At 68.6% G+C, this 14356-nt stretch carries 11 protein-coding genes; 7 read left to right on the forward strand and 4 right to left on the reverse strand.

What is annotated here, in order from left to right; all coding sequences use genetic code 11:
- Positions 1–620 precede the first annotated feature (620 nt).
- Together ACH413_RS40085 and ACH413_RS40090 are read right to left on the reverse strand one after the other, a co-directional pair.
- Entirely contained in the window at positions 621–2948 is a 2328-nt protein-coding gene (locus ACH413_RS40085) for a LuxR C-terminal-related transcriptional regulator (RefSeq protein ID WP_360046897.1), read from the reverse strand.
- A complete protein-coding gene (locus ACH413_RS40090; RefSeq protein WP_360046896.1) occupies positions 2945–4162 on the reverse strand; it encodes an Hsp70 family protein in 1218 nt (405 codons plus the stop codon). Before ACH413_RS40090 ends, ACH413_RS40085 begins: the two co-directional genes overlap by 4 nt.
- 220 nt (positions 4163–4382) lie before the next feature.
- On the opposite strand from ACH413_RS40090, the gene ACH413_RS40095 reads away from it, so the two are divergent.
- The 4 genes from ACH413_RS40095 (at position 4383) to ACH413_RS40110 (ending at position 9981) form a co-directional block, all read left to right on the forward strand.
- The gene (locus tag ACH413_RS40095; RefSeq protein ID WP_360046895.1) at positions 4383–5303 is read left to right on the forward strand and encodes an IniB N-terminal domain-containing protein; all 921 of its coding nucleotides are present in this window, start codon (positions 4383–4385) and stop codon (positions 5301–5303) included.
- A gap of 197 nt (positions 5304–5500) precedes the next feature.
- Positions 5501–7300, forward strand: a complete 1800-nt coding sequence (locus tag ACH413_RS40100; RefSeq protein WP_360046894.1) for a dynamin family protein — start codon at positions 5501–5503, stop codon at positions 7298–7300.
- On the forward strand, positions 7297–8691 hold the full coding sequence (locus ACH413_RS40105; RefSeq protein ID WP_360046893.1) for a hypothetical protein: 1395 nt from the start codon (positions 7297–7299) through the stop codon (positions 8689–8691). The genes ACH413_RS40100 and ACH413_RS40105 overlap by 4 nt, the downstream gene beginning before the upstream one ends.
- A gap of 15 nt (positions 8692–8706) precedes the next feature.
- A complete protein-coding gene (locus ACH413_RS40110; RefSeq protein WP_360046892.1) occupies positions 8707–9981 on the forward strand; it encodes a PhzF family phenazine biosynthesis isomerase in 1275 nt (424 codons plus the stop codon).
- On the opposite strand, the gene ACH413_RS40115 is transcribed toward ACH413_RS40110, so the two are convergent.
- On the reverse strand, positions 9971–10402 hold the full coding sequence (locus ACH413_RS40115) for a nitroreductase family deazaflavin-dependent oxidoreductase (RefSeq protein WP_360046891.1): 432 nt from the start codon (positions 10400–10402) through the stop codon (positions 9971–9973). The genes ACH413_RS40110 and ACH413_RS40115 overlap by 11 nt on opposite strands.
- A gap of 30 nt (positions 10403–10432) precedes the next feature.
- On the opposite strand from ACH413_RS40115, the gene ACH413_RS40120 reads away from it, so the two are divergent.
- On the forward strand, positions 10433–11536 hold the full coding sequence (locus ACH413_RS40120; protein ID WP_360046890.1) for a LysR family transcriptional regulator: 1104 nt from the start codon (positions 10433–10435) through the stop codon (positions 11534–11536).
- 394 nt (positions 11537–11930) lie between these two features.
- Here the strand turns inward: ACH413_RS40120 and ACH413_RS40125 are convergent, their stop codons facing one another.
- On the reverse strand, positions 11931–12692 hold the full coding sequence (locus ACH413_RS40125; RefSeq protein ID WP_360046889.1) for an NmrA family NAD(P)-binding protein: 762 nt from the start codon (positions 12690–12692) through the stop codon (positions 11931–11933).
- Between the two features lie 75 nt (positions 12693–12767).
- Between ACH413_RS40125 and ACH413_RS40130 the strand changes: the two genes are divergently transcribed.
- On the forward strand, positions 12768–13112 hold the full coding sequence (locus tag ACH413_RS40130; protein ID WP_360046888.1) for a helix-turn-helix domain-containing protein: 345 nt from the start codon (positions 12768–12770) through the stop codon (positions 13110–13112).
- 319 nt (positions 13113–13431) lie between these two features.
- The gene (locus tag ACH413_RS40135; protein ID WP_360046887.1) at positions 13432–14325 is read left to right on the forward strand and encodes a gamma-glutamylcyclotransferase; all 894 of its coding nucleotides are present in this window, start codon (positions 13432–13434) and stop codon (positions 14323–14325) included.
- Positions 14326–14356: the final 31 nt, after the last annotated feature.

The raw sequence follows: 14356 nt of genomic DNA on the forward strand, positions 1-14356 counted from the left end.
CAACCCGTTCCACCTGACCTGCTCGGCGAGCAACGGAGCGGAAGCCTACCGCCAGCAATCCACACCGTCCCAATGCGCGGCACCGTTCCCCCCAACGGGGGTATAGCGATCTCTGAGCGTTACAGCCTTTACTCGCTCGATCGGACCAATTTTCTCATGAACAGCCCCAACCCTCGACCTTCGATCGGGCTACAGCGGCCAGCGGAGCCTTCGCCACGTTGAGCGGCACCAGGCCCATGATCACCCGCGACCAGCACCTGATCGCATGCGAAGCCGAAGGCGAGCCGTCCTTACCGTGCGGTCTGGGTGGGGTGGCTTCGTCACGAGTCGTGCCATAGCTCTTGCTGCAGGCAGAAGGGGATGTCAAACGGACACGCTTTTCGTCCGTTTGACATCCCCTTCTGCCTGTGGCCCGCTCTTGGCTCGGCTCGTGACGAAGCCACCCCACCAACGCAACCATCTACGCAACGCGCCTCCGCCCAAAGCAACAGGCGTGCCATCTACCTACGCGTGGCGTGGACCCCGGCTTTTGATCAGATTGGCGGGGTCTGGGGCGGAGCCCCAGGAAGCAGCGCAAGCAAACGCCCGCAACCCAACCACCTACGAACTCGCCAAAGGCGTCAGCCCACACTCCCAATGATGTGCCGCAACTGAGCCAGCAAATCCGACCGAGACGTAGACCCCAACCGCTGCCTCATCCGAGCCATGTGGTGCTCAACAGTCTTGGCGGAGATGAACAACCGATCCCCAACCTGCTTGTAGGTCATCCCCTCCACCACCAACTGAGCCACCTCCCGCTCCCGATCACTCAGCTTCCCGGCGTCCTCAACAACGGGAGCAGCATCAGACTCAGCCCCCCGCCGAGCAGAAACCGGCCGCCCCTGCAACAACCGAGCGCAGTCCAACAACCGAACCATCGCCTGCCGATCAGCGGTACGAATCGCGGCCTGCCCAGCCAACCGGGAGGCATCCCACCAAAGCCCGACCGCGTGCAGCCCCCGAGCAGCCTCTTCAACCCGATCGGCATCCACTTCGCCGGCCACCACATCCAGCCAGCACTCAGCGGCCGCAGACAGAATCGCGCAGTACCGACTCCGCTCCCGATGAACAGCCAACGCGGCCGCATGCTCCTCAGCCGCAGCGGTGTTCTCATCGATGATCGCCGCGTGCAACAAACTCCAGTGCAGCTGCATGGCCCACAAAGGCGGATTCCCCAACGACCGCAACAAAGCACCAGCCTGCGCGAGATGCGGCGCCAACCGCTCGTGATCCCTCAACCGAGCAGCGGCCGCAGCGAACTCCCCCAACGGCAACAGGCTGAACAGATCCACCGGATGCCGCAGAACGGCCTCACAGGCCTGCTCCCAGGTCCGCCGCAAAGTGGCCAGATCAGAGTTCCGCCGAGCAACACCCACCTCAAGGGCCACCGCGAAGATCCAGTCGCGAGGCTCGAAGGCACCGCGAACGGACATCAACGTCTCGCGCGCCACAGCCAGGTTCCCGCGCAACATGTGCAGCCAGGCCTGCAACAACCGGTGCCGCACCGACATCAACACGCCACCGGTGCCGGTCTCAACAGCACGATCCAGCACTGACTCAGCTACGTTCGGCTCGCCGCAGTGCACCGCGACCAACGCAGCCAACGCAGCCGGGCTGTCCGGCAACAACACCGCACCGCCGGCAGGTTCGAGCATCGACGAAGCACGGACCAAAGTGGACAGTGCAACGGTCTCGGCGCCAACAACAGACTGCCGAACACCCTGCAACATCAACGAGGCCGCACCGCCGAGCATCGTCGGCGGCTGCGGAGGCGTCTCCTCGAACAGGTGCCCAGTGCCGATCAACCCGATCCCGGCAAAGGCAGCCGCATACGGCGTCGCAGCCCAACGGAACAACTCGGTGCTACGAGCCAACTGACCGCGGTGGGCCAGCGCCACCGCCGCCACCTCGGCCGCAGTCCGGCGATGCGGCGAGTCAGGAACGCTGATGACCTGGTCAGCAAGGCGAAGAGCCCCGTCCAGGTCGCCCGCCATCGCCGACGCCGTGGCCCACGAGGCCGCGGTCTCGGCAGCGGGAACACCGCCGCCGGTCGAGGCCTTGAACAGCTGGGCCGCAAGAGCGGGATCCGAGGCCAGGGCCTCACGGGCGGCGGCGACGAACACCGGGCCGCCGATGCCGGTGTCGAGCAAAGGCCGCACCAGCTCCAGCACGGGACCACCGCGGTCGAGCTGGAGCTGGGCCAGCTTCTGCCGCACCGCGATCCGGCGCTCGGCACGGGTCAACGAGCCCACGGCCCGCAACGCCAACGGCAGCAGGGTGCCGTCCTCGGCCAGCAGGCCGGTGGCACGGGCGGCCTCGATGATGTCGCTGACCTCGTCGAAGTCCTTGTCCAGCAACGCGGACAGCAGGTCCAGGCGCTGGGCGGCCCCGGCTTCTGCGGCCAGCAGGAACTTCTGCAGGTCGGCGTCGAGCCAGTCGAGTTCGGCGCGGAAGGCACTCAGCACGTCGGCGGAGACCTCAGCGACGGCACCAAGACGTTCCACGAACAGCGGCACGCCACCGGTCTGCGCGAACACGAAGTCAGCAACAGCCTTGGGAGCGTTCAGCAGCTCGCGAACGCCCTCACGGGACAGCGGCGCCAACGGCACGACGACCGCGCCACGGGTCAGTTCGGCCAAAAGCGCACGGCGCGGCCACGGGCGGTAGGCCAGTACCAAAAGCGGTTCAGAGGCAAGAGAGTGCAACGAAGCATCGTCCAGCAGGTGCGCGTCGTCCACTACGCGCACGGCGGTGTTGGTGATCTCCGAAAGCAGCGCTGTCTTGCCGTAACCACCAGGCGCCGCAACGACAACACGCAGGCGTTCGCCCGGTGCAGCCTCGTTGATCCGGTCGAGGACGCCCCGCACTGGGGCGTCCAGCACCAACCTGGCTCGCGTGGTGACGCTCAACGGCCGTCCTCATCATCGTCTCGGGATCGGGAGCCGGAGCGGCGTCCGGCGGGCTTGAGCGCGCTCGCGACGCGCTTCACCCGCCTCGGCGGCAGCTCCAGCGGGGACACGTCCACCGGCGGGCGGGGCGGTGGCGCGGAGAACTCGTCGTCTTCGGGGTTCGGGACCTCGCCGACGGGGAAGCGCAACGACGCTTCGCGGGTGTGCACCAGGACCGACGTGTCGAGCGGCGCCGGTTCGGCCTCGGGGCCCATCAGCACCAGGCGCGCGGCGACCGCGAGGCCCTTGGCGACCGAGTGCTCGGGGGCGGCCTCGGCCAGCACGCGGCAGTCGACCGACGACGACAGCGCGTCGCCGATCACGGGCATCCGGCAACCACCGCCGACGAGCAGCACGGCTTCCGGCTGCACGGTTCCCAGGGCACGGACGAAGGTGCCGACCAGGTGGTCGACGGACGGCCGGATCTCGTCCACGAACTCGTCGCGCGCGATCTCCACCCCGCTGACCACCACGGACTGACCGGACGGGCCGAACGCCCGCTTCGCCGCCTCGCACTCGGCGGACGACACGAGGCCGTCCTTGCCGAGCCGGCTTCGCACCAGTCCCATCAGCAGGTCGTCGAAGTCGGCGCCGGTGTGGTGGTCGACGCCATCGACGTGGTTGACCAGCTCGAACGTCCGTTTCTGCGCACGCCGGACGACCGACGCGGAGAACGCGTGGCTGCCCAGCGAGAACACCGCCAACGACGCGTCAGGCATCACACGGGAACGCACGGCGTGGTTCTCGGCCGCCGCCAACGGCTCCGGCACGAGCGTCACGTCGTGCAAGCCGACGGCCCGCAACGCCGCGTACAGCTGTCCTCGGCGATAGGGGCCCCACCCGGCTGGGTGACTCACCGCCAGGTGCCGGGGCTGTTCACCCTCTCGGGCGACCACCTCGCCGACGACCCACATGATCAGCAACGCGGTGAGCTCCTCGGCCGGGCACATCTCCGGACCCAGCGCGAACGGCACCGCGTCACCGACCCGGCGGGCGAAACCGGAGGCGGTCCACCCGGCCATGCCGCGCTCGCCGACGTTGAACGTTCCTGCGTCCGTGAGCTGCAAGAACGAGGGCACCACGAGGACGATCTCGGCATCCCGGGCGCCGTCGAGGCGGCACACGGCAGCCGTCGTCCGGGTGGTGCCGACATCGACTCCCAGTACGTACGCCAAGTCTCTTCCTCACCTGTTCGCAGCAGCGACCAGTACCTACACGGGTGAACAAGAGACGCTCAAGTGAGGCCCCTAATCCCCTAGGGGGTCAACGACCGTCACCCCATTGGGGAACGGGGATTGACTGGGAGTGATCCCCGATGCAGGTGGCGGCCCGCTCTCATAACTTTCAGTCACACACCCCGAACGACATCCGCGTCTCACCATGGAGTGCCCTCAGATGACCCAGCCCAGCACGCTCCACGACTTCGTGCTCAACCTGCTCAGCGACCCGTCGCTCAAGGACGCGTTCGCGGCCGACGCTCAGGGCACCCTGGAGCAGGCTGGCCTGGCCGACATCACGGCCGTCGACGTGCAGGAAGTCATCCCGCTGGTGATCGACCTGCTGCCCGCCACCCCCGCTGGCCTGCCCGCCATCGACGGTGTCGACCTGACCCTGCCCACCGACGCCCTCCTCGCGGACGGCCCGCTCGGCGCCATCAGCCAGCTGCAGGCGGTCGCGTCTCAGCTGACCTCGTCGGGCGTGAGCCTCACCGACCTGCAGACGTCCTCGGCCGGCATGCTCGCGGCCAACGGCGACGGCTTCAAGTTCGCCGCGGAGAACAGCTCCCTCGGCGAGTACTCCCGCGTCGCGCTGGGCCTCGACGGTGACTTCTCCGCCGTCAGCGACGTGACCTCGGTCCTCGACCAGACCGCGTCCCCGCTGACCGGCACCGTCCTCGACGTGGCCGACACCGCCACCGCCACCGTCGACGCGCCGCTGGACGGCGTCACCTCGGCCGTCCCCGGTGTCGACGGCATCCTCGGCCAGCTCGGCGGCGTGACGGGCCTCGGCCACGACGCACTGGGCGTGCTGGGCGGCGGCGACGTCAGCCTGGGCGTGCTGAACACGAGCGGCCTGGACGACCTGGGCAACGGCGACGTCGGCCTGCACTCCCTGGACACCGTCGGCCAGGTCACGCACACCGCGACCGGCCTCGTCGGCACGGCGACCGGTGTCGCCGGCTCCGTCACCGGTGACCACGGCGTCGGCAACGTCCTCGGCGGCGACCACGGCGTGGGCAACGTCCTCGGCACCGTCACCGACGTCACGCACAACGTCCCGGTCGTCGGCGACCTGGACCTGGGCCTCCTCGGCTGAGTCACCCTCCCCAAGCGGACCGGCCCTGTCTCACGAAGACAGGGCCGGTTCGTCGTATCGACTGACAAAACGATCAGTGCGACCCGGCGGTGAGGAACGTCACCGTCCTTCCGAACAGCCCCGTCTGGCCGAACAAAACCGGTATTGCGTTCGAGGCTTTCACCCAAGGGGGTGAACACGGCACTATGAGTCAGGTGATGGCACCGCCCTGGCTCGACGTGCTCGACGAGACGATCGGGGCCTGCGTCACGCACCGGAGGCCCGATCTGGAGGCCCGGCTGCGCGAAAAGCGGGCACAGCAACTCGACCCGAAGTTGCGCGTTCTCGTCGTCGGCGAGTCCAAACAAGGCAAGAGCCAGCTCGTCAACGCGTTGCTCAACGCCCCCGTCTGCGCGGTGGGCGACGACATCACGACGACTGTGCCGACCTTCGTCCAGCACGCCGACACCCCGTCGGCGGCGCTGGTCCGCAACGCGTCCGCGGGCGGATCGATCTTCCACACCCCGACCGAGCGCATCGCCGTTCCGATCGACCAGGTGACGAAACAGGCCGCCGCGCAGCACGTCGTGCGGGCCGAGATCGGCATTCCGCGCGCGCTGCTCGACAGCGGCCTGGTCCTGATCGACACCCCCGGCGTCGGCGACACCCGGTCCGCGCACACCGCCAGCACGTTCGCGACGCTGATGCAGGCCGACGCCGTGCTGCTGGTGTCCGACGCGACCGGTGAGCTGACGTCGGCCGAGATGACGCTGCTCAAGAAGGTCATGGAGGCCTGCCCGAACGTCACCGTGGTCGTCACCAAGATCGACCTCGTGCCGAGCTGGCGCAGCGTCGTGGAGCGCAACCGGGCCCTGCTCGCCCGCGCCGGCGTCCGCGCGAAGCTCATCCCGGTGTCGAGCGCGCTCAGGTTGCGCGCCGCGAAGACCGGCGACCAGCGCCTCAACGCCGAGTCCGGCTTTCCCGAGCTGGTGACGTGCGTGCAGAGCGACATCGTGGCGAGCGCGGAACTGCTGGCCCGCCGCGCGGTCGCCGTCGTCGCTTCGAGTGCGATCACGCAGCTCGTCACGCCGTTGCGCGAAGAACTCACGGCCCACGACTCGTCCCACACGGTCGCCACGATCTCGACGCTGCAGGAGGCCCAGCGACGGGTCGACGAGCTGCGGCGCCGGTCCGCGCGCTGGCAGAACGTGCTCAACGACGAGATGGCCGACCTGATCTCCGACGTCGAGTACGACCTCCGCGACCGGACCCGCAAGATCCTGCGCGAGGTCGACAAGACCTACGACGAGGCCGACCCCGCGGTCGGCTGGGACAAGTTCGAGCAGTGGCTCGAGGACAACCTCAACGAGGCCGCCACCACGAACTTCGCCTGGCTGATGGAACGCGCGGAGTGGGTGGCCGCGAAGGTCGCCAAGAACTTCCCGGTCTACCGCGAGGACCTGATCCCGGGTTCGGTGCTGCCGGACGACCTGCTCGAACCCGCGAGCAAGCTGGAGAAGCCGAAGATCGAGCCGTTCTCGATGCCGCAGAAGCTCTTCACCGGTCTGCGCGGCTCCTACGGCGGCGTGCTGATGTTCGGCCTGGTCACATCGCTCGCGGGCATGCCGCTGATCAACGTGATCTCGCTCGGCGCCGGTGCGCTGTTCGGTGGGAAGTCCATTCTGGACGAGAGCGACCAACGGCTGAAGCGCCGCCAGGCCGCCGCGAAGGCCGCCGCGCAACGGCACGTGGACGACTTCTTCATGAAGTTCTCCAAGGACGTCCGCGACTCCGGGCGGCACATCCAGCGCTCGCTGCGCAACCACTTCAGCACGCTCGCCGAAGAGCTGCAGGAGACGTTGCTCGAGTCGGCCCGCAGCGCCAAGCGCGCGGTGCAGGACGACCAGACCGAACGCGAGCGCAGGATGCGGGAAGGCCGCAAGGAGCTGGACAAACTCGTCACGCTCTACAAGCGGGTACAGGCACTCGGGGGTCCGGCGATGGAGCTCACCGCGTGACATTGGACCGCGTCGTCTGGTCGATGCTGCAAGAGGCGCTGGGTGTCTACCGCGACAGCCCCCGCGCCACGGCCTGGCTGCGCTCGCACGTCGAGCGCTACACCGAACCCGTGCGGATCGCGGTGGCCGGCAGGTCGCGGATCGGCAAGTCCACTGTGGTCAACGCACTGGTCGGCGACGAGTTCACGCCGCAGAGCTCGTTCGTCTGGTACCGCGGCGGTGCCGAGCCGCGCGCGCAGGTGTTCACCGGCCCCGGCCGGCCGCACGACGTCCCGATCGGCAGGCGGGGCAGCCGCAACCACGTCGAGACCGGCCAGTTCGACCGGGCCGACCGGATCGTCGTCGACTGGCCCGCGCGGACGTTGCGCGACGTCGTGCTGATCGACACCCCGTCCGAGGCCACGCCGGAGCAGGTGCTCGGTGACGCGGACGCGTTGCTGTACCTGATGCGGCACGTGCAGGACGAGGACCTGAGGTTCCTGCAGTCCGCCAACGACCACCCGATCGCCCGCACCGCCGCCGTGCACACGGTCGCGGTGCTCGCCCGTGCCGACGAGATCGGGGCCGGGCGGATCGACGCGCTGTCGTCCGCCAAGCAGATCGCCCGCCGCTACCGTCGCGATGTGGCCGTGGAACCGTTGTGCCAGAACGTGGTCTCGGTCGCCGGGCTGCTGGCGGTGGCCGCGAAGACGTTGCGGGAGGACGAGTTCGCGGCGTTGCGCGTGCTGTCGTCGCTGGGCCGCGAGGAGCTGGAGGACCACCTGCTGTCGGCGGACCGGTTCGCCGGCGAGCAGTTCCCGCTGACGATGGAACCGGCCGTGCGGCAGGCGTTGCTGGAGCGGTTCGGGATCTTCGGCGTCCGGCTGATCACCGCGTTGATCCGGCAGGGCTTCGACTCGCAGGTGAAGCTGACCGGCCAGCTGGTGCAGCGCAGCGGGCTCGGCGAGCTGCGCGACTCGATCGCGGTCCACTTCGTCGAGCGCCGCGAGATCCTCAAGGCGCGCTCGGCGTTGCTGGCGCTCGACGTGCTGTTCCGGATGGAGCCGCGGCAGAACGCCCGCAAGCTGATGGCCGACCTCGAACGGGTCGTCGCCTCCGCGCACGACTTCCGCGAGTTGCGACTCGTGGCCGCGCTGCAGTCAGGCCGGACGAAGCTGCCCGCCGAACTGCAGGCGGAGGCGCTGCGGATCATCGGCGCCGAGGGCGTCGCTCCGTTGGCACGGCTGGGTTTCGAGTACGAGGCCGACGCGCGGGAGCTGCGCGAGGCCCTGCTCGACGCGCTGGTCAGGTGGCAGGCGCAGGCCGCGGACGTGCACGCGCCCCAGGAGCACCGGAAGGCCGCGCAGATCGTGGTCCGCACGTGCGAGGGGCTACTCCCCCAGTTCAGCTGAGGCACGATGGTCGCCATGGAACTCGTGCGGTGGGAGGACGGACACTTCGGCTACATGCTGCGGTGGGCGTCTGATCCTCGGATGACGGTGTACGTCGGCAACGGCATGCCCTGGACTCCGGACTACGTGGCGGAACGGCACGAGCAGGCGTTGCGGCACTGGGAGACGCACGGCTTCGGCCTGCACGTGGTCGTCGAGGACGGCGTGGTCATCGGGCTCGCGCAGATGCTCGACGGCGACCTGGGCGAGATCGAGATCGGCTACTGGATCGACCCCGCGCACTGGGGACGCGGCGTCGCCACGCAGGTCGCCGCGCAGCTGCGGGACAAGGCGCTCGCCATCGCCGACCGGGTCGTCGCCGGGACCGACGCACGCAACCACGCGTCCGGCCGCGTGCTGGAGAAGGCCGGGCTGACCTACTTCATCAGCAGGACCCAGCACGGAAGACTTCAGCACTGCTACGCGTTGGACCGGGGTATGAGCGACAAGGGCGTACTGCGGTACAGCGCGTTCACGACCGATCCGGCCGGCGGGAACCCGGCGGGCGTCGTGCTCGACGCGTCCGAGCTGACCGACGACGAGATGCTCGCCATCGCCGCGAAGGTGGGCTACTCGGAGACGGCGTTCGTGCTGCCGCGCGCTGAGCGCTCGTTCGACGTGCGGTACTTCAGTCCCAAGGCGGAGGTGCCGTTCTGCGGTCACGCCACGATCGCCACGTCCGTCGCGCTGGCCGAGCGGATCGGCGACGGGCCGCTGACGTTCCACACGCCCGCCGGGGAGATCACCATCGACACCTCAGGCGGAACGGCGTCGCTGACCAGCGTGCCGACCGACAGTGCCGTGGCGGACCCGGCCCTGGTCTCCGCGGCGCTGGAAGCGTTGGGGTACAAGGAGATCGGTGACGGACCGGTGCACGTCGGCTTCGGCGGGGCCCGGCACCTGCTGATCCCGCTGAAAGACCGCGAGCAGTTGCGCGAGCTGGACTACGACTTCGACGCGTTGCGCGACCTGATGCTGGCGCACGACCTGACGACGGTGCACCTGTTCTGGCGCGACGCCGACGGTGTGGTGCACGCGCGCGACCCGTTCCCGGTCGGGGGTGTGGTGGAGGACGCGGCGACGGGCGCCGCCGCGGCCGCGTTCGGTGGCTACCTGCGCGACCTCGAAGGGCCGCAGCGGTTCGTCATCAGCCAGGGCGAGGACATGGGCAGGCCGTCCCGGCTGGAGGTCGACGCGACCCGCGAGGACCGCCGGGTGGTCGTGACGGGTGCCGCCGTCCCTATCCGCTGATCCGCTCCAGCACGACGACGGGGATCTCGCGGTCGGTCTTCTGCTGGTACTCGGTGTAGGCCGGCCAGACCTCGTTCATCAGCTTCCACAGCCGGTCCCGCTCGTCGGGCCCGGCGGTGCGAGCGCGCGCCTGGAACTTCTCCGCCGCCACCTGGACGTCGACCACGGGCTCCTCTTCGAGGTTGAGGTACCACGCCGGGTGCGTCGGCTTGCCGCCCTGCGACGCCACGACCACGTGGTCGTCGCCGGAGGGCTGGTAGATGAGGGCGGTCCGCCGCATCTCGCCGCTCTTGCGTCCCTTGGTGGTCAGCAGCAGCGTGTGCACGCCCGGCCGCCACTCGTGGCCCTCGGCGCCGTTGGTCTCGACGTACTTCTGGATGTGCTCGTTGACCCAGCTAGTGGGAGAGTCCTTCACCGCCATGGGTTCGACGCTACTGCCGCGGAGCGCAGGGTGCGCGACAGCAGCGTCGAACCGAGGGGTGCGCACCCTCCCGCGCCGGACCCTCGGGCGCTGCCGCAAGCGCCGGGCCGGATGATCGATCGAAAGTCACTATGCCCCGATCGAAGGGTGGCGGTGCATTCAGAAGGGGGATACAAGGTCTTTATGCCCGAGCTGGAGCTCCGCCACCTTCGCGCGGTACGAACTATCGCCGAGGAAGGCAGCGTCACCAGGGCCGCGACGCGGCTCGGACTCACCCAACCCGCCTTGTCCGCCCAGCTGCGCACCGTGGAACGCCTCGTCGGTGGCCAGCTGTTCGACCGAACGCGCAACGGTTGCGTCCCAACGGACCTGGGGCGCCGCGTACTCGGCACCGCCAGGCTGGTGCTCGACGAGATGGCACAGCTGATGGCCAACACCCGCGAGACCGACCGGCGCGGGCCGCTCATCTTCGGCTGCGCCCCGATCCTGTACTTCGCGCGGCTCGTGGAGGGGCTGCGGGCGCTCAACGCCGACGTGCGGGCGGAGGTTCGGCCATCGTCCGCGGAGATCGTGGACATGCTGGAGGCCGGGCAGGTGCACGTGGCGCTGTTCGAGTTCTTCGACGGGATGCACGCGCGGGATCTGGCCGGGATAGAGCTGCGGAAGCTCGTGACCGAGCCGGCGTTCGTGGCGTTGCCGGAGACCGATCCGCTGGCCTTGCTGGAGGAGGTCGACCTTGCTGATCTTGCTGATCGGGACTGGGTCACGCCGCCCAAGCAGCACATCGGGAGCCGGACGCAGATGTTCCAGGCCTGTGCGGATGCCGGGTTCGTGCCTCGGCTGACCCATCACACCGGGGAGGCCAGCATGGCTCGCGGTCTGGTGGCCGGGGGGTGTGTTTCGTTTGCGGCGGCGCCTTCTCGGACTGGGGAGGGGATCGTGATTCGGCGGCTGCGGGGGATGCCGTTGATGACCGACATCTTTGTGGCTACGCGGAGGGATTCGCCGGTGGCTGGGCGGGCGCATGAGGTGTTCGCTTGTGCTGCTGAGGCTTATCGGTCTGTGTTGGATCGGAATCCGGAGTACCGGAAGTGGTGGGACGCGCATCCGGAGGCGCATCCGGAGTTCAACTGAGTGTGGGTTGCGGGTTGCGTGCGGGCCGTTGCTGTTCCAGCGGGGTTGGTCGCGTTCCCGGGCGAATGGTCGCCTTGCGAGGGTGCTTGCGTGGGTCGTGACGACGTGCGGGGTTGCGATTGGGGCTTGACCTTGAGCCTCTAGCTGGGTGCGTAGTCGGCCTCAAAAGCCGGGGTGAAGAGCGCCCCGGCCGAGCCCAGACAGGGTGGCACCCAGCCCCTCAAGGTCAAGCCCCAATCGCCATGAGCGGGGCTCACCGCTACCCGGCGCTCTAGGTTCAGACGGCTCGCTTCGCATCGCCACGCCCGGCTTCGTACGTGGTTCCCTTGCGTTGCTGGCTTCCTGGTGGCACCGCGCGGTGCCGGTTGCGGTGGCCGGGTCCCGTTCCAGCGTTTTACTGGACCTTGATCGGGGTGGAGGGGCGGCCGATCAGCTTCTCCAGGTCCGGGCGGACCTCGGCGAACACGCCCTCGCGGATCGCCTTGAAGAAGTCGACGAAGATCGCGGGCACGCCTGCCGCGATCAGGTCCTCGTCGCTCACGTCCTGGAAGCGGTCGCCGGCGAGTTCCGGGAAGGACCAGGTGGTCGAGCCGGTGAGTTCGTAGACCTGGTTCTCGTGGCCCGGGGTGGTGAGGGCTGCGGCCGCGGCCTGGGCGTAGTCGTCACGGGCCGCGCTGGCGATCTGGCCGTCCTTCGTGGAGACCGCGACGGTGTCGCCGGCGAGGGCGCCGAGGTAGTTCTCGTGGTACATGCCGTTGCGCAGGAACGTGAACGGGATGCCGGTCGCGCGGATGGCCTCCTCGGTGGCCTTGTGCACCACCGCTACGCCCACCGTGGACGTGTCCGCGTCGGTGAGGCTCGTGTAGAAGATGTGGCCCACGCCGTGTTCCACGGCCTTGGCGATGGCGTTCTTGTGCTGCTGGATGCGGGTGTCGGTGTCCGGGGCCTCGCCGGACACGATCAGCAGCTTGTCGGCGCCGGCGAAGTTGAGGGTCTCCGGCTGTTCGAAGTCGCCCTGGCGAGCCTCCACGCCGTCCACGTCGAACTTCTTCGGGTCTCGCACGGACACGATGACCTGCTCGTCCGTGCGGTTCAGGACGTGGCGGACCACTGCGTTGCCGAGCTGGCCGGTTGCTCCGGTGATGAGGATCGTCATAGCCACGAAGCTAGGGATAGCGCTAACCTTTCGTAAGTACCCACTTTGGAGTCGGGTACTTACGTGGAGGTGAGCATGCAGGTCACGATGTGTCCCGAGCGGGCGATCATGGAGCACGTCACAAGCCGGTGGGGTGTGCTGGTGCTCAACGCCCTGTCGAACGGGGAGGCGTGGCGGTTCAGCGAGTTGCGGCGCGAGCTGGAGCTGGCGAGCGAGAAGATGCTCACCCAGACGTTGCGGACGCTGGAGCGGGACGGGTTCGTGCATCGCGAGGTCTATCCGGTCATCCCGCCGCACGTCGAGTACTCGCTGACGCCGCTCGGCAAGGGGGCCGCCAGCCACCTCGTGGCGCTCGCCCACTGGATCGCCGCGAACCAGCCTGAGGTCACCCAGGCGCAGGAACGCTATGACGCCTCCTGAGTTCTGCCGGAGTGTCGGCCGGTAGACATCGGGTTAGTCACCCGATTGCGCAGTGTTAGTTCTCACTAAGCCCCTAGGAATGCGGGTTAGTCATCGGATGGGTCACGATTAGGGGGCGCCAGATGAACCCCTGCACTGGCACAATGGACCAATGGCCCAACCGTTCACCGACGAAAGCCATCCGGCGGAGCCCTATCCGGGCACTCGTCCAGACCACTGTTTCGTTCACGTGGACGAAACAGGCTGGCCAGTGCGACCGGACCTCACGATGGAGTCGGGATGGCGAGTTGAGCCGGAGAACATCGACCTAGACCAATGGTTGGCGAACCATGGCGAGGCCCCGCTGGCGGCCCGGATGCCGGTGCTCGGTTACGGCTCGAACGCCAATCCCAGCAAGCTGACGTGGCTTCGCGAAGAGCTCGGACTTGAAGGCCCCGCGGTCGTGCTTCGCGCACGGTGCGAGGGCCTTTCTGCTGTCTGGGCCGCCGGTTTGCGCATGCGGGACGACCAGCGCCCCGCCACTCTCGCGGGTGCTCCTGGCGTCACGGAGGAGCACTCCATCTGGTTCGCCACGCCTGAGCAGTTGCGTGTGCTGGACCGTTGCGAGGGACGCGGACTGCGCTATCGCCTCGTGCGTGTCCACACGGGCCGTGTGGTGCTCTACAACGGTGGCGTCATCGACAGCGTTCTGGCCTACACGGCGGGCTCCAAAAAGCGGATGCCCGTGCTCTTCAACGACCGTATGGTCCGTTGCGCGGACGTCTCGCAGCGAGGCGCTCGCGTGCTGGGCGAGAGGGCCGCGATGAGCGACGGACTGGACGTGACCGAGGTGCACGGCGAGCCGTCCGCCGACGACTGGCCAGAGCTGCTGTTCGTCTACGGCACGCTGCAGCCGGGCGCAAACGCTTGGCACCTGATGGAGCCGCACGTCGTGGAGTCGGAGGAGACCCACCTGCCCGGCACGTTGTTCGACACGGGCATGGGCTACCCCGCGCTGCGTCCCGGCGCCGGGCTGGGCGTGCCGGGCTTCGTGCTGCGGCTCAGGTCGCCCGAGGACGCGCTGCCGTTGCTCGACGAGTACGAGGGCGAGGACTACCGCCGCGTGCGCGTCGTGCTGCCCGACGGCCGGATCGCCTGGACGTACATCTGGACCGCGGCGGTGAAGGGCATGTCCGAGCTGCCCGACGGCTGGGACGTCCACCAGATCCGGTGAATTTCCGGCACGGTGTGTGGGCAAGTTGATA

This window comes from Lentzea sp. NPDC020367, from assembly GCF_044387305.1.
Taxonomy (GTDB): domain Bacteria; phylum Actinomycetota; class Actinomycetes; order Mycobacteriales; family Pseudonocardiaceae; genus Lentzea.